This is a genomic window from Longimicrobium sp., from assembly GCF_035474595.1.
In the GTDB taxonomy this organism is placed as follows: domain Bacteria; phylum Gemmatimonadota; class Gemmatimonadetes; order Longimicrobiales; family Longimicrobiaceae; genus Longimicrobium.
Genome location: NZ_DATIND010000124.1, coordinates 46,700 through 66,460, shown reverse-complemented (window position 1 = coordinate 66,460; position 19,761 = coordinate 46,700). Strand labels below are relative to the sequence as shown.

Here is a 19,761-nt window from a genome sequence, read left to right as displayed (position 1 = left end):
CGGTCTGAAAAGCAGGTCCACCGAGAGACGCGGAGCCGCGGAGAACACCGTCGTTCTCTGCGGCTCCGCGTATCTGTGAGATTCTTCTGCCGAAGTCAGTCCGCCGCCGCGGGCTCCGGGATGCGCACGTCGTCGGCTGGTGACAACGCGCGCGCGGTGTAGGTGTCGAAGAAGGCGCGCGCCTCCTCCAGGTCGGCGGGGCAGAGGAAGGCGGGGCCGAGCGCCTCCGCGCCCTCCAGCGCCAGCGCGAACAGGTCGCGGGCGGTGGCGGCGATGCGCTCGTCGCGCAGCCCCGCCCGCCCGGCGCGCACCAGCAGCGCGGGGTCGGGCGCGCCCGCCAGCTCGCGCGCGGCGGCGAACGACGGCGCGTGGTACACCAGGCCGCCGAAGAACGCGGCCGGCGCGGCGTACCACTCCGGCGCCACCGCGTCCGCGGCGCGCATCTCCGCGAAGCCCTTGGGGCGCACGTCGGGGAAGAGCGTGGTCAGGTGCGTGCGCCACTCCTCCATCCCCACCGCCCCGCGCGCGTTCCACTCGCCGAAGCTGGGCCACCCCTCGTGCTCGTGGGGGATGAGGATGGCCGGCGCGCCGAGCGCGAACTCCAGGTACTCGGGGACGGGATCCTCACCGCAGGCGAAGATCCCCGTGCGGCCGCCGCCCAGCTCGCGCCAGATGCGAGCGCGGAAGCTGCGCTCGCCCGTGTCCTCGCCGCGGTAGACGGGCGAGTTGGCGAAGACGGCCACCGCGTACGGCGCCAGCGCGTTCAGGAAGCGCCACCGCGCGTACGCGTCGGCGCCCCAGTCCAGGTTGCACTGGAACGACGCCGTCTGCCGCATCATCCGCGTGCCGCCGCCGCCGCACTCCTCCAGGAAGCGCGTGAGCCGCACGTAGCGCTTGCCGGGAAGCTGCAGGGCGATGTCGTCCACCGCGTTCACGGGGTCCACGCCCACGCTCAGCAGCTCGATCCCCTCCTCGCGCGCGTCGCGGACCAGCGGGCGGACGACGGTGCGCAGGCTCTGCAGCAGCGCCGAGGCGGAGCGGAAGGGCGGGGCGGAGAGCTCGATCTGCCCGCCGGGCTCGAAGGTGATGGTCCCGCCGTCCGGCAGCAGCCAGTTGGGCATTCCGTAGACGGACGCCGTCTCCTTCCATCCCCATCGCCCCGCGAAGTCGCGCAGGAACGGCAGCGTCGAGCGCCCCTCGTCCGCGATGATGGGGACGACGGCGCGCGTCTCCGCGTCCACCGGAATGAGCTCCACCTCCGCGCCGATGGTGGGTGGGCGCGGCTCCCGGCGGCGTTGGCCGAAGGCGTTGTCGCGGAGGTCCGCGGCGAGCGCGTCAGGGTCCAGCATCACTCCACGGCGGCAAGGAGGATGGCGTACAGGCCGTCTTCGTCCGTCTCCCAGCGCACCAGCCGCATTCCCGCGCCGCGCAGCATGGCCTCGATGCTGGCGCGGTCGTGCTTGCACGAGATCTCGGTGCGGATGGTCTCGCCCGCGGCGATGGCGAACTCGCCCGCGCCGGGGACGGCGACCGTCTGCGGCGCGCGCGCGACGAGGTGCATCTCGATGCGGTGGTCCACCGGGTTGTAGAACGCGCGGTGGTCGTACGCGGCCGGGTCGAAGTCCGCGCCCGCGAGCGTGTTGACCACGCGCAGCATGTTGCGGTTGAACTCGGCCGTGACCCCGGCCGCGTCGTTGTACGCCGCCTCGATCACGCGCGGATCCTTGCGGAGATCGACGCCCATCAGGAAGGCGTCGCCGGTGTGCATGCGGCGGCGGACGCGGGCGAGGAGCGCGGTGGCCTCGTCCGGCGCGAAGTTGCCGATCGTGCTCCCCAAAAAGGCGTGGAGCACGGGATGCGGCAGCTCGGGCGGGAGCGCGAAGTCCGCCGTCATGTCCGCGACGACGGGAACCACGTCGATGGTCGGGTACAGCGCCGAGAGGCGGACCGCGGTCGACTCCAGGAAGTCGGCGCTCACGTCCACGGGGACGTACGCCGCGAAGCCCACGGCGTCGCGGATGGCGTCGAGGACGATGCGCGTCTTCTCCGCGCTCCCGGCGCCCAGCTCCACCAGCGTCTTCGGCTGCAGCGCCCAGATCCAGTCCGGCATCCACTGCCGCAGCAGCGCCGCCTCGGTGCGCGTCAGGTAGTATTCGGGGAGGCGGGTGATCTCCTCGAACAGCTCCGAGCCGCGCTCGTCGTAGAAGTACTTGGGCGGCAGCTCCTTCTGCGGGCGGCCCAGGCCGTCGCGGATCTCCGCCAGCATTCCCGCCGCGGCGGGCTGGAGCGTGTCAGTCATCGCGCACGATCCTGAAGCCGCTGAAGATCTGCCGGCGGATGGGGTAGTCCCAGTTGCGGAAGGTGTTGCGGATGGCGCCCGGGCGCGTGGCCCAGCTGCCGCCGCGCAGCACCTTGTAGTCGGGCCCGAAGAAGACCTCGCTGTACTCCTTGTACGGGAAGGTCTCGTAGCCGGGATAGGGCGCGAAGTCGCTGGACGTCCACTCCCACACGTCGCCGATCATTCCGTACGCGCCGATGGGGGAGAGGTTGTGCGGATAGCCGCCGACCTGCCCCGGCTCGAACGAGAGCTGGTCGACGTTGGCCAGATACGCGGTCGCCGGCTCGTCGCCCCACGGATAGTCGCGCTTCCGCCCCGCCGCCGGGTCCCACGACGCCGCGGCCTCCCATTCCTGCTCCGTCGGAAGACGGCCGCCGGCCCAGCGGGCGTACGCATCGGCCTCGTACCAGCAGACGTGGCAGACGGGGCGCGCGGGATCGACCTCCATCTCCCGGTCCATCGAGCGCGTCATCCACACGCCGTCGTGCCGCGACCAGAACTGCGGGGCCACCAGTCCGGCCTCCCGGCGGTGCTTCCACCCGGCCTCGGTCCACAGCTCCGGGCGGTCGTATCCCCCGTCGTCGATGAAGCGCTGGTACTCGCCGTTGGTGACCGCCCACGCGCCGATGCGGAAGGGCCGGAGATCCACCGCGTGGCGCGGGCGCTCGTTGTCGTAGGCTGCCGAGCGGTCGCCGGTGCCGATCTCCACGCGGCCGCCGGGGAAGCGCACCATCCCGTCCGCGTCGGAGGCGACGGGGCGGCCGGGGGGCGTGGCGATGGCGCGGGGGGCGCGGTAGAAGGGATCTTCCTTCAGCTGCAGCGCCTGCAGGATGGTTTCGTTGTGCTGGTACTCGTGCTGGAGCACCATCCGGTACACGTAGCCGGCGCGCAGCAGCGGGTCGTCGCCGCCGGGCGCGCCGCCGTTCTCCAGGTGGGAAAGGACGCGCAGCCGCGTCTCGGCCATGTTGTCGAGCGAATCGCCCAGCCCGGGAAGGCGCAGCTGGCCGCGCACCGAGCGCGGGTTCTCGAAGGGGTTGAACATCCCCGGCATCTCGCCGAACTCCACGGGGCCGGAGAGGTTGCGCACCAGCCACAGCTCCTCGAAGTGCGCGATGTGCCCCAGGTCCCACACGATGGGGCTCATGAGCTTGTTGTGCTGCGTCATCAGCTCGGCCTCGGGGACCGAGCCGACCAGCAGGAGCGTGCGGGCGCGCGCGTCGAGCAGCAGCTCGGCGATCTCGCGCGGAGTCGGCGCAAGGCCGGAGGTGGCGGTCATCCTTGGGCGTAGAGGAGGGTTTCCGCGCAGATGGGCCGGATGTAAGCTAGGTGCGGCTGCGCGGGCGCGCCACGATTTCGGCGCGAGTTCATGTCAGGGAAACAGCGGGTGGGGATGCAAGAATTTCGCCCGTGGCCGCCAGCCGTGTGAAGGTTGGTGGAGGGTTGCGCCGGAACGCGCGGATTGCGCCGCAGATGGATGCGGAGCGCTCCCAAGTTGGGGAGGGCGAATGAATTCGCGGCAACAACGGCACAAAGTCCGCCTTCGCGGACTCGCGCGTCGGCATCGTTGCGGGCTCCGGGATCGGCGCGAAGGCAGGCCATTCTCCCAATGGAATTGGGGGGCAACAACAGCACAAAGTCCCTGCGGGACTGCGGCCTCGGCATCGTGGCGGATCTGGGAGGATGGCGCACCCTGCGCCGGGTTCTCCCCTCCCCGCGGAGCTCCCGACGCGCTTGTGTCTGCTGATGGGGAGATTGGAGTCGCGGGTGCGCGGGGAGGTTACAGCTTCGGAGCGGTGATACGGATTTCGCCTGCGGGACGGATCTCATCCCCCTGATCCTCTTCTTTCGATGACCGACGGACGGGTGGTGCTGGACGCGCGGGAGGTGCGGAAGCGCTACGGCCAGGCCGCGGCGCTGGACGGCGTGTCGCTGGAGGTGCGCGCGGGGGAGTGCGTGGCGCTGGTGGGCGAGAGCGGGTCGGGGAAGACCACGCTGCTGCGCTGCTTCAACCGCATGACCGAGATCGACGGCGGCACCGTGCGCGTGGACGGCGACGACGTGGCCGCCATCGACCCGGTGGAGCTGCGGCGGCGCGTGGGGTACGTGCCGCAGGAGGGCGGGCTGCTGCCGCACTGGACGGTGCTGCGCAACGCCGCGCTCGTCCCCTGGCTCCGCGGCGACGCGCAGGCGGAGCGGCGCGCGGCCGAGGCGCTGGCGTGGGTAGGGCTGCCGGCCGAGCGCTTCGGCGGGCGGTGGCCGCGCGAGCTGTCGGGCGGGCAGCGGCAGCGCGTGGCCATCGCGCGGGCGCTGGCGGCCAGCCCATCGATCGTGCTGCTGGACGAGCCGTTCGGCGCGCTGGACGCCATCACCCGCGCGGAGCTGCAGACGGCGTTCGACGCGCTCCGCCGCCGCCTGGAGACGACCGCCGTGTTCGTCACCCACGACCTGCACGAGGCCGCGCTCCTGGCCGACCGCATCGCCGTGCTGCGCAGCGGCCGCATCGAGCAGGTGGCGCCGCCCGCCGAGCTGCTCGCCGCGCCCGCGACGGAGTACGTGCGCGACCTGCTGTCGCGGGCGCGGATGGTGGCGGCGTGAGCAGCCACCCCTCATCCCCCCGGTCCCTCCCTCGCTCCACGGGAGAAGGGAGAACCCGGCGCTGCACCGGTGCCGGCTCGGTGCGGAGATACCTGGCGGCAGTCCGCGAAGGCGGACTTCGTGCTGTTGTTGCCGCGAATTTATTCGCCGGGGCGATGGCTGGGCTCGGCGCTGGGCCTGTCGCCGCACAGCGATCCCCATCCCCCGCCGCATCCCGACCCGTCGTCGTCGCGTCCAAACCCTTCGGGGAGAGCTACCTGCTGGCGGAGATGTTCGCGCAGGTGCTGGAGGCGCGCGGGTTTCGCGTGGACCGGCGGCTGGGGCTGGGGGCGACGGAGATCGCGTTCGGGGCGCTGCGGACGGGGGCGATCGACGTCTACCCGGAGTACACGGGGACGGGGCTCACGGCCATCCTCCACGACGAGCCGAAGGGCGACGCGCGCGCGGTGTTCGGCCGCGTGTCGCGCGAGTTCGAGGCGCGCTGGGGGGTGCACTGGCTGCCGCCGCTCGGCTTCGAGAACACCTACGCCATCGCCGTGCGCAGGGAGACGGCGCGGCGGTACGGGCTGCGCACGCTGACGGACCTGGCGCGCGCGTCGCCGAACCTGACGGCGGGGTTCACGCCGGACTTCATCGGGCGGCCGGACGGGCTGCCGGGGCTGTCGCGCGCGTACGGCCTGCATCCGCGCGAGGTGCGCTCGCTGGTGCAGGCGGTGAAGTACCGGGCGCTGGCGGGCGGCGCGGTCGACGTGGTGGACGGCTACTCGACCGACGGGCTGCTGGCGAAGTTCGACCTGGTGGTGCTGGAGGACGACAAGCGCTTCTTCCCGCCGTACGAGGCGGCCGCGATGGTGGGCGCGCGGCTCTGGCGCCAGTCGCCGGGCGCCGTGGCCGAGCTGGCGCGCCTCAGCGGCCGCATCGACGTGGTGACGATGCGCGAGCTGAACCGCCGCGTGGAGGTGGACGGCCAGCCCGTCGCGAGGGTCGCCGCGGACGCGCTGCGGGAGATGGGAATGCTGCGCGCCGCCTCGCCGTCCGCGCGCGCGACGTCGTCACCGGCGCGCGAGGGCTCGCTCCCCGCGTACCTGTGGGCGCGGCGCGGCGAGCTGGGGCGCGAGACGGGGCGGCACCTGCTGCTGGTGCTCCTCTCCCTCATCGCCGCCGTGGCCGTCGCGGTGCCGCTGGGGGTGATGCTGGAGCGGACGCGGCCGGGCGCGGCGGAGGGGGCCATCCGCGGGGCGGGGGTGCTGCAGACCATCCCCAGCATCGCCCTGCTGGCGTTCATGATCCCGCTGCTGGGGATCGGGATGGCGCCGGCGCTGGTGGCGCTCTGGCTGTACTCGCTCTACCCCATCCTCCGCAACACCTACAGCGGCGTGCGCGACGCCGACCCCGCCGCCACCGAGGCCGCCCGCGCGCTGGGGATGAGCCCCGGCCAGGTGCTGCGCCACGTGCGGCTGCCGCTGGCCGCGCCGTCGATCATGGCCGGCATCCGCACCGCCGCGGTGATCGACGTGGGCACGGCCACGCTGGCGGCGTTCATCGGCGCGGGCGGGCTGGGCGACCCGATCGTGGCCGGGCTGGCGCTCACCGACACGCGCATGATCCTCTCCGGCGCCATCCCCGCCGCGCTGCTGGCGCTGGCGGTGGATGCGGCGCTGGCGCTGGCCGAGCGCGCGCTGCGGCCGCGGGGTGTGGGGTGATGGTCGGCGGGAGGATCGGGCGGGCGGGGGATCGGCGGGCGGGGGAGATGGATCCGGCCTGGAGGCAGCCTATCCCCCAATGGAATTGGGGGGCAACAACAGCACAAAGTCCCTTCGGGACTGCTTTCCGGCATTTCCGCATAGCACCGGGGTTTGTGCTGCGGCTGGTTTTTCCTTCGCCGGCCGAAGGATCTGCTTGCAAGGAGCAGGGCCGCATCCACTCGGATGCGGCCCCACTCATTCGAAATCCAATCCCGCAACACGCCTCACGGCTGCTTGATGTCGATGACGAGGCGGTTGGGGGTCTGGAGCTCCATCACGCGGTAGGGCTGGCGGGTGTCGAGGCCCAGCACGATCTCCACGTCGCCCTCGAAGTCGCAGGTCATCACCAGCTGCTTCATCACCGGCAGCGTGAGGGGGATGTCGCGCTGGCGGACGGTGGGCGCGCCCGCGTCGTCGTGCGCCTGCGCGGTGCGGAGGCGCACCACCAGCCGCGCATCTCCCGCGACCCGCACCACCCGCCCCGAGCCGCACTGCGCGACCGGCCCATCCGCGTACTCCACGTGCCACCCGGACGCCGGCCCCGTGCCGAAATCCAGCACCAGCCGGTCGAAGCCGTTCTGCTGCGCCACCCGCAAGCCCCGCAGCGTGGCGACCACGTTCGGGCGCTGGACGTCGCGCGCGCCGGACGTCCAATCCCCCGCCGATGCGACCGCGGCGGTCTTCGCCGAGTCCTTCGCCACGCTGTCGGTCTTCGCCTTCGCCGCCGCCGCCGCGGAGACGGCGGGGGTGTCGCCGACGAAGGTGGGGATGGAGTAGCCGGTGTCGCGCTCGGCGCCTTCCTTCGTGGTGTCGCCGTTCGCCATCTCGGCGCGGCGGCGGTCGGTGGCGTCCTTCAGCTCGCCGCCCTGGTCGCCGCACGCCGCGGCCAGCGACAGGGCGGAGATGAGCATCGCCCCGGCGAATAGCCGGTAGCTTCGACGCAAGTGGAAGTCGTGCACGGAGATCCGGGTCAGGTGTGGACGGTCTGTGCGATGCGGTGGGCGCCCGCGTAGACGTTGAAGCGCCCGCCGCGGACGAAGCCGCAGAGGGTGATGCCGGCCTGCTCGGCCAGCTCCACGGCCAGGCTGCTGGGCGCCGAGACGCCGGCCAGCACCGCGGCGCCGGCGCGCGCCGCCTTCTGCACCAGCTCGAAGCTCAGGCGCCCGCTCACCATCACGATCCGCTCGCCCCACGGCAGCTCGCGCTCCAGCAGCGACGCGCCCACCAGCTTGTCCATGGCGTTGTGGCGGCCCACGTCCTCCCGCGCGCGCACCAGCTCGCCGTCGGCGGTGAAGAGGCCGGCCGCGTGCAGCCCGCCGGTGCGCTCGAACACCGCCTGCGCGGCGCGCAAAGCGTCCGGGAGACGGGTGACGACATCGGGCGCGACGACGAGACCGGACTCGACGCGCGCGCAGGCGGGCCCCATCACCGCCTCGATGGACGCCTTGCCGCAGACGCCGCAGCTGGAGGTCTGGTAGAAGTTGCGCTGCAGGCTGGCCGGGTCCCACCGTGTCCCCGCCGCCAGGATGACGCTGACGACGTTGTACTGCTGCGCGCCGTCCGTGCAGTAGCGGATGGAGGAGATGGCGTCGGCCGAGGCGATCAGCCCCTCGGTGTAGAGGAACCCGGCGGCCAGCTCGAAGTCCGCGCCCGGCGTCCGCATCGTGACGGAGACGGGCGTCGCCGCGTCGTCCAGCCGCGCGCCGCGGAGATCGGATGCCACGGCGACGCGGATCTCCAGCGGCTCCTCGGTGGCGAGCAGGTCGGTGCGCGCGCGGCGGGCGGCGCCGTCGTCCCCGACGGACACCTGCTCCACGCGGCGGCGGACGGTGCTCGCCTTGCGCGTCATCCCACCCCCGCGGCGGCGGGCGCGCGCTCCGGCGAGGGCGCGGACGGCAGCTCCATCTCCACCAGCCGTTCGTCCTTGCCCTCCACGCGGACGGGACTGGTCGCCAGCGCGATGGTGACGGGGATGAGCTTGGCGGAGGGCTGGTTGCTCCCCTTCGCCGTCTTCCCCAGCGGGATCAGCACGTTGGCTTCGGGGAAGTACGCGGCGCACGCCCCGCGCGGCACGTCGTAGGCGACGGCCTTGAAGCGCGGCGCCAGGCGCTCCACGCCGTCCTTCCAGTGCGAGCGGATGTCCACCTCGTCGCCGGGGGCGATGCCGCGCTCGGCCATGTCGGCCGCGTTCATCAGCACCACGCGCCGCGCGCCCTTGATGCCGCGGTAGCGGTCGTCCAGCCCGTAGATGGTGGTGTTGAACTGGTCGTGCGAGCGGATGGTGAAGAGCCGCAGCTCGCCCTCGCCCAGCCGGATCCCGGGCAGCGGGACGACCTCGAGCTGCGCGCGGCCGGTTTCCGTCTTCCACTCGCGGTGCGCGGCGGTGTTGCGCAGGACGAAGCCGCCGGGCTCGCGCACGCGGCGGTTGAAGTCCTGGAATCCGGGGATCACCCGCTCGATGCGGTCGCGGATGCGGTCGTAGTCTGCCACCAGCGCGTCCCAGTCCACGCCCTCTCCAGCGGGCAGCGCCGCCTTCGCCAGCCCCGCCACGATCGCCGGCTCGCTCTTCAGGTGGGGCGACGCGGGGCGGTTCGTCCCCCGCGACGAGTGGACGACGGACATCGAATCTTCTACCGTGACGAACTGCTCGCCGCCCGCCTGCAGGTCGCGCTCGGTGCGGCCCAGGCACGGCCAGATCATGGCCTCGCGGCCGTGGACCAGCGCGCCGCGGTTCAGCCGGGTGAGCACGTAGACGGAGAGGTCGGGCGTGCGCATCGCCCGCTCCAGCATTCCGTGGTCGGGACTGGCGGAGAAGAAGTTGCCGCCCATCGACATGAAGAAGCGGATCCTGCCCTCCGACATCGCGTGGATCGTCTCGACGACGTCCAGTCCCCGCTCGCGCGGCACCGCGAAGCCGAACTCGCGCTCCAGCGCGTCCAGCAGCGGCGCACCCGGCGCGTGGTCGATCCCCACGGTGCGGTCGCCCTGCACGTTGCTGTGGCCGCGGATGGGCGCGGCGCCGGCACCCGGGCGCCCCACGTTGCCGCGCAGCAGCAGCAGGTTGGAGATGGCGATGATGTTGTCGACCGCGTTGTCGTGCTGCGTGAGCCCCATCGCCCAGGTGACGATGGTCGCGCGCGAGCGGATGTAGATGTCCGCCGCGGCCTTCAGCTGCGCGCGCGCCAGCCCGGTCTGCTCCTCGATCGCCAGCCACGGCGTGGCCTCGAGATCGGCCACCAGCTCCTCGTACCCGGTGGCGTGCGCGCGGATGAAGCCGTGGTCCACCACGCGGCCGGGGGCGCTCTTCTCCGCCTCCATCACCCACTTCATCATCCCCTTCAGCACCGCCACGTCGCTCCCGGGAAGCGGCTGCAGGTAGAGCGTGGTCATCTTCGTCCCGTGCCCCACCAGGCTGGCGGCCACCTCCTGCGGGTGGATGAACTCCTCCAGCCCGCGCTCGCGCAGCGGGTTGATGGCCACGATCTCAGCCCCGCGCCGCCGCGCCGCCTGCAGCGTGCTGAGCATGCGCGGGTGGTTGGTCCCCGGGTTCTGGCCGATGACGAAGATGGCGTCGGCCTTCTCGAAGTCCTCCAGCTGCACCGTTCCCTTGCCCACGCCCAGCGTCTTCCGCAGCCCCACGCCGCTGCTTTCGTGGCAGAGGTTGGAGCAGTCCGGGAAGTTGTTGGTGCCATACATCCGCCCGAACAGCTGGTACAGGAACGCCGCCTCGTTGCTCGTGCGCCCCGAGGTGTAGAACGCCGCCTGGCTAGGAGATGCGAGGCCGCGCAGCACCCCGCCGGCGCGCGCGAACGCCTCGTCCCAGCCGATGGCCTCGAAGCGGTCGCTCCCCGCGCGGCGGATCACGGGGTGGCTGAGGCGCCCCTGCTGCTCCAGCCAGAAGTCGCTCTGCGCCAGCAGCTCGTCCACCGTGTGCCGGGCGAAGAAGCCGGGATCGGCGCGGCGCGAGGTGGCCTCGGCGGCCACGGCCTTCGCGCCGTTCTCGCAGAATTCGAAGGTGGAGCGGTAGTCCTTCGGCTCGGGCCAGGCGCACCCGGGGCAGTCGAACCCGTCCATCTGGTTCACCACGCGCAGCGCCTTGGAGCCCTGCACCAGCGACTTCTCGCGCGCCAGCTGCCGCACGCTGCTCAGCACGGACGACAATCCGCCCGCCGGCTTCTCGGCCGTGCGGACGAACGGGGGCACCGGGTCGTTCGAGGCTTGCCTGGACATCGGGCTCACGCTCGGGGAATGGAGATGTAAGGCGTTGCGTGGAAAGGTGGTTTGGGCGCGGCGGAGGGGCAAGGTGGGGAGGGTGCGAACGTGCGGAAGTGCGGAAGTGCGGAAGTGCGGAAGTGCGGAAGTGCGGAAGTGCGGGGACGGAGTACGAAAAGTACGAGAGTACGACTCTGTCACGCTGAACCGGTAACGCGCTTCGGACGTCTCGTGCCCTCCCCCCGCGCCGGAGGGCGCGACCCCCTCCCGTTCCGGGAGGAGGTGGCTTTCCAGCATCCCCGCGCCACCGAACCCGCGTCTCACCCGGGCTTCCCTGGCGCGGCGAAGGAGGGGCCAGCCGGACGGGCAAGATGCAGCCACCTCCGCGCCGATGCTGTCCAGCTACCTCTCCCGGTACGGGAGAGGTGGACGGCCTCGGCCGGCCGGAGAGGGCGCGATGCCGGAGCGCGCGCGAACGTCGGACGACGCGCCGCGGCTCGGCATCGCGCCCGCATCGCCGTTTATACCGTGCAGCCGTCGGTGCAGACGTACGCGCCGCAGACGCTCTCGCCGCCGGGGGCGCCGCAGGTGCCGTAGCAGGTGGCGCTCGGGTAGACCGTCATCGGGCACTGGTCGGCGTACGAGTGGCAGTTGTCGTTGTACGGATCGTTGGTGCACCCCTCCGTGTCGTTGCCGCAGCCGAACGCGGCGTCGCTCGCATCGCCGCACAGCCCCCAGCAGCGCGTGTACTCCGTCCCCGACCGCGCGCGCACCGTGCCGATCCGCCCGGCCACCGCGTCCAGCGTCTCGAAGGTCTCCACCTGCAGCCCGTCCATCTCCAGTCGCAGCTTCTTCATGCGTTCCTCCCTGCGTGGTGATTGGGATAATGCGCGACGGTGCGCCCGGAAGATTTAAGATATCTCATCGAAACTCACCAGTAGGTCGCAAAAGAAGCTCAACGTACATCAACTCCACGTCACCAAAAAGAAATTTTGATCTTTATGTTCGCTATTTTGACGCTATAGGATTTTATGCTGAGGAGGATCGCATGCGTTTCCGGCGGGGACGAGGGTTGGACGCGCGGACCCGGATCGGCCATCGTGGAACTGGTTCCCGAACGATCGCCCGTCCCTTTCGCAAGGAGTCACCCATGAAGAAGCTGGCACTCACGATCGAGTCGCTGACGGTGGAGTCGTTCGCGGTGGAGGGCGTCGAGCGGGAGGGAGGGACCGTGCGGGCGCACGTCGACACGCGCTTCGGAGAAACCTGCATGACCCAGTGCGCCACGGGGATCTGCGACTGCTACTTCACCGACCCGAGCTGCAACTCTCCCTGCGGTTGAACCCCGCGCCGGGAAATACGAAGCAGGGCGCCCGGACCTACCTCGGGACGCCCTGTTTCTTGTCGCTCCCGCCGGACGGGACGGATCAACCGCCACGCCCCGCCGGCTGCTCCCAGTCGCGCAGGTGGTCGATCAGGTAGTCGATGCCGAACACGTGCCCGGTGCGGTCGTCCTCGCGGCGGAAGATGACCTGCGACCAGCCGCGCATCCCCGTGGGGATGTAGCGCATCCCGTGCATGGTCAGCTTCTGCCCGCTGATGGCGCGGATCAGCACCTGCTCGTAACGGCTGCGGCTGAGCTCCCTCTCGGGGAACAGGTTGTCCCAGGTGCACAGGCGGCCCACGTCCTCGTACTCCGGCGGGCGGTCGTCCAGGTCCAGCAGACTGGGCGCGCGGCCGCGCATCACGCTCCCGATCAGGCGGAAGGTGAACGGGTCGCTGATGCGCCGGATGGGGTGCCAGAAGTGCCGCACCGTGAGCCCCGCGATGGCCCGCAGCGACAGCTTCCGCCCGTCGGTGGTCTCCCACATCGGCCGGTCCACGTCGGCCTCGAAGGGGTTGCACTGGAAGCAGGTGAGCCGGGCCAGCCACCCCTTGCGCGAGGTGTGGGGGATGGGCGCGTAGCCGCGGATCACGGGGATGTCGGTCTGCTCCAGGATGTCCAGCTCGAAGCTGGGCCAGGTCATCACCTCGCGCACGATCCCCGTGATCAGCGTGGCCGTGGCGATCATCAGGCTCGCGCTGGGGGTGAAGTCGGCGGTGATCTCGATGCGGTCGCCGCGCGGCCGCACGCCGATCCCCGTCGATCTGCGATTCGCCGCCAGCATCATCACGGGGACGGGAAGGATGTAGCTGAGCAGGAGCGCCAGCTTCTCCACCGTGCGGTTGCGCCCCCGGCGCGCCCGCGGCAGCTCGAACGACACGTTGTAGTGCGTGCTGAAGCCCACCAGGCGCACCTCGCGCCCGTTCCGCTCCTCCCACGCGTCCAGCTCCTGCCGCACGAAGAGGATGGCCTCCCAGAGCGAGCGGCCGGCGCGCGCGGCGCACCCCCGCTCGATCTCGATCACCGGCGTGGCCACCTCGATGACGCCGGTGTCGAAGTACACGGCGCCGCCGGTGGGCAGGTGGTACGAGGTGCCCATGCGGTGCATCAGGTCGCCGCGCACGAAGGCGCGCGGGTCGCCGAACACGTCTTCGGGGCGCACCAGCTCGCCGTCCACCGCCACCTGGAACTCGGCCTCCATCCCGATCGCGGCCAGCTTCAGCCGCGCCTGCCGGGCGCGCCCGCTCTTGGTCGCGTAGTCTTCCTTCTTCGCCTTCATGCTCATGGGGCCACTGCTCCGGCGGTTTCGGTCTCGCTCGTTTCCACTTCGCCCGGCTCCTGCGGCTGCAGCTCGTCCTCGCGCCGCGCGCGCTCGCCGGGCACCCCGTGCGGCACCACCACCGTCCATCCCAGGTCCACGTGCAGGTGGTCGTCGGCCTCGGCCACCCCGCTCCCATACGGCCGCACCCACACGCCCGGCATCAGCCTTTCCGCGATCTTCGCGTAGCGGGAGATGGTCTTCCGGTCGTCCAGCCAGTCGTCGCCCACGCGGTAGATGTTGGCGGCCGTTCCCCAGCAGTGCGTGCTGGCGTGGGTGGACAGCGCGTGCGCGGGCGAGCGGTATCCCCCGTTGGCGGCGATGTGCACGTAGGTGCCCACCTCGCGGCGGAAGAGCTCCAGGAACGAGGCCAGCAGGCTCACGGCGCAGGGAAGGTAGCGCGGCCAGCCGCTCCTCAGCCGCTCCGTCTCGCGCACGTCCACGTTCAGGAACTCCCAGATCTCGAAGTTGGGCGCCAGCCCCGTCTCCAGCGCCACCTCCCAGGTGGGCACGCGGTAGAAGAAGCGCGGCAGCCGCCGCAGCCGCCCGTCGCGCCCGCGCATCAGCTCGCCGGGGCGCAGGATCCGGCGCAGCTCGTCGTTCAGCCGCGCGCCGTCGGTCACCTGCAGGGGAAAGTCAGCCATCCCGGCCTTCCCCCGCGGTCAGGTGCTCGTAGATCGCGCGCGAGATGCGGGCGATGGTGTCGCTGCGTCCCGAGGCGCCCGGCTCCCACTGCGTGAGCACGGCCAGGCAGTACGGCTTGCGGCCGGGGAGGTAGACGATGGCCGCGTCGTGCGCCACGGTGCTGATCTCGCCCGTCTTGTTGGCCACCCGCGCGCCCTCCGGCACCCCGGCGGGGATCCCGCTCCTGAACTCCTGGTCGTGCAGGATCTCCAGCATCCGCGCCGAGAGCGGCACGTCGAACGCCGTCCCCTCCTCGATGGGGCGAAGGACGGAGATGAGCCCCTTCGCCGTCACCCGGTTGTTCAGCCCCTTCTCCCACGCCCGCTCGTCTTCCACGCCGCGGTGCAGCTCCACGCCCGTCACCCCCAGCTTCTCCACCGATTTGCGGATCTCGTCGATTCCGACGAGGTCCACCAGGAGGTTCGTCGCCAGGTTGCTGCTGGTGACGATCATGTGGTACGCCAGCTCGTTCACCTTCATGGTCTTGCCCAGCGCGCGGTGCACCTCGCTGTTGGCGTCGCGCCCGCTCTCCACGTGGAACGGCTTGCCATCGGCCGCGCTGTAGAAGCGGTTGCGCACGTGCACGCGGCTGTCCAGCACCAGCACGCCCCGGTGCGCGGCGCCGAACACGCCGAGCAGGATGGGCACCTTGATGGTGCTGGCGGCGTGGAACCACTCGTCGCCGTCCAGGTCCCACGCACGTTTCGTTTCATAGTCGTACCAGGCCACGCCCACGCGCTGCGCGCCCGCCTCGTCCGCGATCCGCTGCACCGTGTCGTGGAGCGTGCCCTTCGTTGCCTTCGCCGTAGCCGTCATGCCGTCGGGTGGGTGTTTGCGGCCCGGGCGCACGCCTCCCCTGGGTGCGCGCGGGATCGGCAGGGCATTGCAGGATGAGGGCCAGCGAGGGAACGGGAGGTGCGAGAGTGCGGAAGTGCGAGAGTGCGTGCGGGAGTGCGGGAGTGCGGGAGTGCGGGAGTGCGGGAGTGCGGGAGTGGATGCGGCGGTGATCGGGCCGGGATTGCTCCGGGCGACTGAAGTCGCGGCAACAACAGCACAAAGTCCCTGCGGGACTGCCGCCTCGACATTCGAGTGATGCAAGGACGGCCGTGCATGCGGTGAGTTCTCCCCTCCCCCGCGGAGCGGGCGGAGGGGCCGGGGGAGGGAACCAGCTTGGCGGGCAGGATGCAGCCCGGCCGCGCCGATGCCTCTCCTCACGCGGAGTGCTCCCCCCTTCTCCTGGTGTCGGGAGAAGGGGGGCCGGGGGGATGAGGGCTCCGGCGCGAAGCGCCCCCGCTGTCACATGGCGGTCACCGGAACCAACGAGTCGGGAGATCGAAATGCCGCCGGACTGCGGATGATTCTGGCGAGCCGCCGATCATCTCCCGCAGCCCGTTGATGTTTTCACGTCCGCCGATCAGCCGGGGGATTCGCCGCCTTCGCCGCCTTCGCCTCCCTCGATTCCGTTGATACGCGCCAGCGTGGCGGTGATCGCCTTCGTCCGTGCGTCGTCGGGGCCGGCGGTCTCGGTGAACCAGGCGGCGGCGCGCTCAAGGTAGGGGCGGGCGGCGTCGGGGTCGCCCATGCCGGCCAGCAGCTCGCCCAGCTTGGCCTGGTCGCGGGCGGTGCTGTTGTGGCCGGGGCCGTACGCGCGCTCGTCGATCTCCAAGGCGTGCACGTACGCCTCGCGCGCGCCGGAGGGGTCGCCCACGCGCAGGCACAGGTCGCCCACGTTGCTCAGGATGGTCGCGGTGAAGGGGTGTCCCAGGCCGAATACCGTCTGCGCGCGCTTCAGCGCCCGGCGGAACCAGGCGCGCGCCGCGTCCAGCTCGTCGGCGCGCATCAGCAGCAGCGCCGCGTTGTTGGCGTGGGTGATGACGGTGCGGTCCTCCGGGCCGTGCTCGGCCTCCAGGATCTCGGCGGCGCGGACGGCGTTGGCGGCCATGGTGGGCCATTCGCCCAGGTTCAGCAGCGCGCCGTTCAGGTAGGTCAGGTCCCACGCCACGCGCACGTCGCCCTCGCCGTGGGCGCGGCGGCGCAGCTCGGCGGCGCGCTCCAGCAGACGGCGGGCGCCGCGGTAGTCGGCGCGCACCTCCAGCGCGAAGCGGCCGGCCAGGTGCAGCACCTGCGCGGCCGGCGCCAGCCCCGCGCCGGTCTCCGCCGCGTGTTCCGCGGCGGCCAGCGCGTGCGGGAGCAGCCCCTCGCACCGCTCCCGCTCCTCCGGGCGCACGGGGTCGGCGGGAAAGGCGCGCTCCATCACCGCGGCGGCGGCGGCGGACCACGTCTTCCGCCCCTCGTCGTCCAGCCGCTCGCCGGCGGCGCGGGCGACGCCGGCGTTCAGCACCAGCTCACCGCCCGCCACGCCGCCGGCGCCCGCGTCCAGCAGCGCGTCCCACAACCGCTCGCGCGCGTCCGGGTCGTGGAGCGCGGCGCCGGGCACGCGGGGAAGCGCCTCGGCCCCCGCCTCCAGCGCGGAGACGGGGATGGGGCGGGTGACGTCGAGAAAGGAGCAGAGCGCGAGCAGCGCCGCCGCGTCGGGGGCGGCCTGCGCCACGCGGTCCAGCGCCGCTTGGGGGTCGGGGGTCGAGCCGGTCATCGCGTCACGAGGTTGGATCACGCATCGGCCTCTGCGGCGCGGCGGATCGACTTCAGCATCTCCATCCGGATCAGCCCGCTGAACGGGCCGACCAGCATCCAGTAGCGGCGGAAGGCGCGGCCGCTGGCCGGGTCGGTGCAGCGCACCCGCGTCTCCGTAGCCAGCCGCACCCCGTCTCCATCTCCCCCGTCCGCGAGGGAGAAGTTCCACACGCCGATGGCGAAGCCCGGCCGCTCGAACGCGCGCAGCTCCTCCGGCGTCACCCGCACGATCCCGCCGCCGGGGCGCCAGAATCGTCCGACGACGCCCAGCACCAGCTCGTCACCCGGCGCCTCTTCCAGGACGATGAACCCGGCGCGCAGCAGCCCGCCTTCGCGCGCCTCCAGCGCCTTCCGCCGCCCCGCCGCGGTGAGCATCCCCGGCAGCGAGCGCAGCGCGAAGAGCGCCCGGACCACCGGCGAGCGCCCGAAGTCCAGCGCGCGCACCCGGCCCCACACCTGTTCCCGCCCGGCGCGGATGCGCGTCTCGTGCCGCTCGCGTACCTCCCACGCGGGCATCCAGCGGTCGATGAGCATGGGAGGGGACAGGGGACAGGGACAGGGACAGGGACAGGGGAATCGGATGATACCCCGCGGTGGATGTGAGGAGCGAGGCATCTCCATCCCCCCCACGCCACGAGAGCATCACCCGGATGCCGGACAGCAGTCCCGCAGGGACTTTGTGCTTTTGTTGCCCGCCAATTCATTGGCGGGTGGATTGGCGGAGCGCCTCAGTTCCCCGATCCTGCCCACCCGCCCCCCGCTCTGCCTCCGCCCGCCCGCCGCTTCGTTCGGCCGCCGGCGATCAGATCGCTCGGCGTGAGCGGCATCGCGGCCGCGCCCTCCTTCCAGTTCCACCAGAGCAGCTTCTCCGGCGCGTGCTCCGTCTCGCTGGCGAAGTAGACGGCGCAGCGCAGCACGTACAGCATGCACCGGTCGATGTGCATCCCCCGCTGCTGGCAGAGCCGGTCGTACAGCGCCTGCGGGTCGGCGCCGCGCAGGTCGTCCACGCGGCGCAGGCCCAGGTCCCACAGGTCCTCGGCAATCGACCTGCCCACGCCGGGGATGCGGCGGAAGTCCTTCAGGATGGCGGCTTTTTCGTCCTTCATCTTCCCCTCACAAACGTTTTGGGCGGCTCGCGCGTCTTAAAGGGTGCGCGGCGGTTGAAACCCGGCTGGGGGAGAGACCGTACGCCGATCTGGAGACGATGGGACCCGTCTCATGGTTTCCTAATCGGATCCGCGCAACAAGCCAGACGGACGGTCGGTACTGTAACGCGAGTCCGGCGACGATCGAGAATGCCGACCTTACCCCCACCTTTCGCATCTGCGTCCTCCGGGTGGGCACGGCTGAGACGGAGCAGGGAGACTCAAGGAGCAGGGTGAGACCGCATGGGCGAACGAGGCCCGTCCGACACCGTCGGGCGGGCCTCGCCGCTTTTCATCCCCCCGCCATCTCCTCCGGCGGAACCTCGGGGACGTCGCACGGCTTCTCGCGCCGCAGCAGCAGCCACCCCGCCACCGCCGCCCCGATCGACGCCGTGAAGATCCCCACCTTGGCGTCGGTCACCAGCCCCTCGCTGCCCGTGAACGCCAGGCCGCTGATGAACAGCGACATGGTGAACCCGATCCCGCCCAGCCAGCTCACCGCGTGCAGCGCCCGCCACTCGCACCCGCCGGGGAGCGCGGCCAGCTTCAGCCTCGTCGCCACCCACGAGAACAGCGTGATCCCCAGCGGCTTGCCGATCAGCAGCCCGAAGAGGACGCCCAGGGTGACCGGGCTGGTGAAGGCGTTGGCCAGCTCGCCCTTCAGCTCCACCCCCGCGTTGGCGAAGGCGAAGAGCGGGATGATGAAGAAGGCCACCCACGGCTGCAGCCCGTGCTCGATCCACTGCAGCGGCGCCTGCGCGGCCTCGGCGGTGTTCTCGAGCTCGATGATGGCGGCCTGCTGCGCGTGGTTGGTCAGGATGTCCGGCCCCTCGGGGCCCGCCTCGTCGAACCCCTTCAGGATCTGCCGCCCGCGCTCCAGGAACTCGCCGGTGTCGATGCGGGTGCGCGCGGGAATGGTCATCGCCACCAGCACCCCGGCCACCGTGGCGTGCACGCCCGACTTCAGGAAGCAGAGCCAGACGGCCAGCCCCAGCACCAGGTAGATGTACGGCCGGCGCGCGCCCAGCCGGTTGAACACCGCCAGGGCCACGATGAGCGCGAAGCCGAGGAGAAGCATGTTCATGTCGATGACCGCCGTGTAGAACACAGCGATCACCAGCACGGCGCCGATGTCGTCGGCGATGGCCAGCGCGGCCAGAAAGATCTTCAGCGGCGCGGGCGCGCGGTTCCCCAGCAGCGCCAGCACGCCCATGGCGAATGCGATGTCGGTTGCCATCGGGATCCCCCACCCGCTGGCCCCGCGGCCGCCCAGGTTCAGCAGGGTGAAGATGAGCGCGGGAACCACCATCCCCCCCAGCGCGCCGGCGATGGGAAGCGCGGCGCGGCGCATGGACGCCAGCTCGCCCACCAGCACCTCGCGCTTGATCTCCAGCCCCACCACGAAGAAGAACACGGCCATCAGGCCGTCGTTGATCCAGTGGTGCAGCGAGTACTCCAGCGCCTGCCCGCCGAAGCGCAGCGTGAGCGGCGTCTCGAAGAACCGGTGGTACGCCCCCGCCCACGGCGAGTTGGCCGCCACCAGCGCCGCGAGGGTGGAGACGATGAGCACCACCCCGCCCGACGACTCGGTGCGCGCGAAGCGCCCGAACGGCGAGAGGAAGCGCTCGATGGGCGTGGGCGGCGGCGGGGGGACGATCCGGGTCCGGTTCGCGCTCATGGGGCGAACATAATCGAATCCGGAGTCG

17 protein-coding genes are annotated in these 19,761 nt (G+C 71.6%); 3 read left to right on the top strand and 14 right to left on the bottom strand.

The genetic code is table 11. The features are described 5' to 3' along the window. Nucleotides 1-95: 95 nt before the first annotated feature. From VLK66_RS22215 to egtB, 3 genes are read right to left on the bottom strand one after another with little or no spacing between them, the layout of a single operon-like run. The gene (locus VLK66_RS22215; RefSeq protein ID WP_325311678.1) at nucleotides 96-1,349 is read right to left on the bottom strand and encodes a glutamate-cysteine ligase family protein; all 1,254 of its coding nucleotides are present in this window, start codon (nucleotides 1,347-1,349) and stop codon (nucleotides 96-98) included. Further along, nucleotides 1,349-2,299: an L-histidine N(alpha)-methyltransferase gene (gene egtD, locus VLK66_RS22210; protein WP_325311677.1), complete on the bottom strand. Its 951-nt coding sequence runs from the start codon at nucleotides 2,297-2,299 to the stop codon at nucleotides 1,349-1,351. Before egtD ends, VLK66_RS22215 begins: the two co-directional genes overlap by 1 nt. Beyond that, nucleotides 2,292-3,614, bottom strand: coding sequence for an ergothioneine biosynthesis protein EgtB (gene egtB, locus VLK66_RS22205; protein WP_325311676.1), 1,323 nt, complete (start codon nucleotides 3,612-3,614; stop codon nucleotides 2,292-2,294). The genes egtD and egtB overlap by 8 nt, the downstream gene beginning before the upstream one ends. A 572-nt stretch (nucleotides 3,615-4,186) precedes the next feature. Between egtB and VLK66_RS22200 the strand changes: the two genes are divergently transcribed. Together VLK66_RS22200 and VLK66_RS22195 are read left to right on the top strand one after the other, a co-directional pair. Then, nucleotides 4,187-4,933, top strand: coding sequence for an ATP-binding cassette domain-containing protein (locus VLK66_RS22200; protein ID WP_325311675.1), 747 nt, complete (start codon nucleotides 4,187-4,189; stop codon nucleotides 4,931-4,933). Between the two features lie 155 nt (nucleotides 4,934-5,088). Then, nucleotides 5,089-6,636: a glycine betaine ABC transporter substrate-binding protein gene (locus tag VLK66_RS22195; protein ID WP_325311674.1), complete on the top strand. Its 1,548-nt coding sequence runs from the start codon at nucleotides 5,089-5,091 to the stop codon at nucleotides 6,634-6,636. Between the two features lie 266 nt (nucleotides 6,637-6,902). Here the strand turns inward: VLK66_RS22195 and VLK66_RS22190 are convergent, their stop codons facing one another. The 4 genes from VLK66_RS22190 to VLK66_RS22175 form a co-directional block, all read right to left on the bottom strand. Then, nucleotides 6,903-7,589: an AMIN-like domain-containing (lipo)protein gene (locus VLK66_RS22190; RefSeq protein ID WP_325311673.1), complete on the bottom strand. Its 687-nt coding sequence runs from the start codon at nucleotides 7,587-7,589 to the stop codon at nucleotides 6,903-6,905. A gap of 59 nt (nucleotides 7,590-7,648) precedes the next feature. Beyond that, nucleotides 7,649-8,527, bottom strand: coding sequence for a formate dehydrogenase accessory sulfurtransferase FdhD (fdhD, locus tag VLK66_RS22185; RefSeq protein ID WP_325311672.1), 879 nt, complete (start codon nucleotides 8,525-8,527; stop codon nucleotides 7,649-7,651). Next, nucleotides 8,524-10,908: an FdhF/YdeP family oxidoreductase gene (locus VLK66_RS22180; protein WP_325311671.1), complete on the bottom strand. Its 2,385-nt coding sequence runs from the start codon at nucleotides 10,906-10,908 to the stop codon at nucleotides 8,524-8,526. Before VLK66_RS22180 ends, fdhD begins: the two co-directional genes overlap by 4 nt. Before the next feature lie 503 nt (nucleotides 10,909-11,411). Beyond that, a complete protein-coding gene (locus tag VLK66_RS22175; RefSeq protein ID WP_325311670.1) occupies nucleotides 11,412-11,747 on the bottom strand; it encodes a hypothetical protein in 336 nt (111 codons plus the stop codon). Between the two features lie 293 nt (nucleotides 11,748-12,040). Here VLK66_RS22175 and VLK66_RS22170 point away from each other — a divergent pair, with 293 nt between their 5' ends. Continuing rightward, a complete protein-coding gene (locus VLK66_RS22170; RefSeq protein ID WP_325311669.1) occupies nucleotides 12,041-12,232 on the top strand; it encodes a hypothetical protein in 192 nt (63 codons plus the stop codon). An 85-nt stretch (nucleotides 12,233-12,317) separates the two neighbouring features. On the opposite strand, the gene VLK66_RS22165 is transcribed toward VLK66_RS22170, so the two are convergent. The 7 genes from VLK66_RS22165 to nhaA all read right to left on the bottom strand — a co-directional run bounded on the left by VLK66_RS22165 (nucleotide 12,318) and on the right by nhaA (nucleotide 19,733). Beyond that, entirely contained in the window at nucleotides 12,318-13,559 is a 1,242-nt protein-coding gene (locus VLK66_RS22165; RefSeq protein ID WP_325311668.1) for a hypothetical protein, read from the bottom strand. After that, the gene (locus tag VLK66_RS22160) at nucleotides 13,556-14,236 is read right to left on the bottom strand and encodes a hypothetical protein (RefSeq protein ID WP_325311667.1); all 681 of its coding nucleotides are present in this window, start codon (nucleotides 14,234-14,236) and stop codon (nucleotides 13,556-13,558) included. The genes VLK66_RS22165 and VLK66_RS22160 overlap by 4 nt, the downstream gene beginning before the upstream one ends. Continuing rightward, nucleotides 14,229-15,092 carry a serine hydrolase gene (locus tag VLK66_RS22155; RefSeq protein WP_325311666.1) on the bottom strand — a complete coding sequence of 288 codons (864 nt, stop codon included), beginning with the start codon at nucleotides 15,090-15,092 and terminating at the stop codon, nucleotides 14,229-14,231. The genes VLK66_RS22160 and VLK66_RS22155 overlap by 8 nt, the downstream gene beginning before the upstream one ends. Nucleotides 15,093-15,690: 598 nt before the next feature. Next, a complete protein-coding gene (locus VLK66_RS22150) occupies nucleotides 15,691-16,869 on the bottom strand; it encodes a tetratricopeptide repeat protein (RefSeq protein WP_325311665.1) in 1,179 nt (392 codons plus the stop codon). A 17-nt stretch (nucleotides 16,870-16,886) separates the two neighbouring features. Continuing rightward, entirely contained in the window at nucleotides 16,887-17,444 is a 558-nt protein-coding gene (locus VLK66_RS22145) for a hypothetical protein (protein ID WP_325311664.1), read from the bottom strand. Nucleotides 17,445-17,638: 194 nt separating this feature from the next. Further along, nucleotides 17,639-18,016 carry a helix-hairpin-helix domain-containing protein gene (locus VLK66_RS22140; protein ID WP_325311663.1) on the bottom strand — a complete coding sequence of 126 codons (378 nt, stop codon included), beginning with the start codon at nucleotides 18,014-18,016 and terminating at the stop codon, nucleotides 17,639-17,641. 331 nt (nucleotides 18,017-18,347) lie between these two features. Then, nucleotides 18,348-19,733, bottom strand: a complete 1,386-nt coding sequence (nhaA, locus tag VLK66_RS22135) for a Na+/H+ antiporter NhaA (protein WP_325311662.1) — start codon at nucleotides 19,731-19,733, stop codon at nucleotides 18,348-18,350. Between the last annotated feature and the right edge of the window lie 28 nt (nucleotides 19,734-19,761).

Coding starts and splice junctions, on each gene's coding strand:
- VLK66_RS22160 (WP_325311667.1), bottom strand. CDS start 14,236: ATGGCTGACTTTCCCCTGCAGGTGACCGACGGCGCGCGGCTGAACGAC.
- VLK66_RS22165 (WP_325311668.1), bottom strand. CDS start 13,559: ATGAGCATGAAGGCGAAGAAGGAAGACTACGCGACCAAGAGCGGGCGC.
- fdhD (WP_325311672.1), bottom strand. CDS start 8,527: ATGACGCGCAAGGCGAGCACCGTCCGCCGCCGCGTGGAGCAGGTGTCC.
- VLK66_RS22155 (WP_325311666.1), bottom strand. CDS start 15,092: ATGACGGCTACGGCGAAGGCAACGAAGGGCACGCTCCACGACACGGTG.
- VLK66_RS22195 (WP_325311674.1), top strand. CDS start 5,089: ATGGCTGGGCTCGGCGCTGGGCCTGTCGCCGCACAGCGATCCCCATCC.
- VLK66_RS22175 (WP_325311670.1), bottom strand. CDS start 11,747: ATGAAGAAGCTGCGACTGGAGATGGACGGGCTGCAGGTGGAGACCTTC.
- egtD (WP_325311677.1), bottom strand. CDS start 2,299: ATGACTGACACGCTCCAGCCCGCCGCGGCGGGAATGCTGGCGGAGATC.
- VLK66_RS22215 (WP_325311678.1), bottom strand. CDS start 1,349: ATGCTGGACCCTGACGCGCTCGCCGCGGACCTCCGCGACAACGCCTTC.
- VLK66_RS22180 (WP_325311671.1), bottom strand. CDS start 10,908: ATGTCCAGGCAAGCCTCGAACGACCCGGTGCCCCCGTTCGTCCGCACG.
- VLK66_RS22190 (WP_325311673.1), bottom strand. CDS start 7,589: ATGCTCATCTCCGCCCTGTCGCTGGCCGCGGCGTGCGGCGACCAGGGC.
- nhaA (WP_325311662.1), bottom strand. CDS start 19,733: ATGAGCGCGAACCGGACCCGGATCGTCCCCCCGCCGCCGCCCACGCCC.
- VLK66_RS22150 (WP_325311665.1), bottom strand. CDS start 16,869: ATGACCGGCTCGACCCCCGACCCCCAAGCGGCGCTGGACCGCGTGGCG.
- VLK66_RS22170 (WP_325311669.1), top strand. CDS start 12,041: ATGAAGAAGCTGGCACTCACGATCGAGTCGCTGACGGTGGAGTCGTTC.
- VLK66_RS22200 (WP_325311675.1), top strand. CDS start 4,187: ATGACCGACGGACGGGTGGTGCTGGACGCGCGGGAGGTGCGGAAGCGC.
- VLK66_RS22140 (WP_325311663.1), bottom strand. CDS start 18,016: ATGAAGGACGAAAAAGCCGCCATCCTGAAGGACTTCCGCCGCATCCCC.
- VLK66_RS22145 (WP_325311664.1), bottom strand. CDS start 17,444: ATGCTCATCGACCGCTGGATGCCCGCGTGGGAGGTACGCGAGCGGCAC.
- egtB (WP_325311676.1), bottom strand. CDS start 3,614: ATGACCGCCACCTCCGGCCTTGCGCCGACTCCGCGCGAGATCGCCGAG.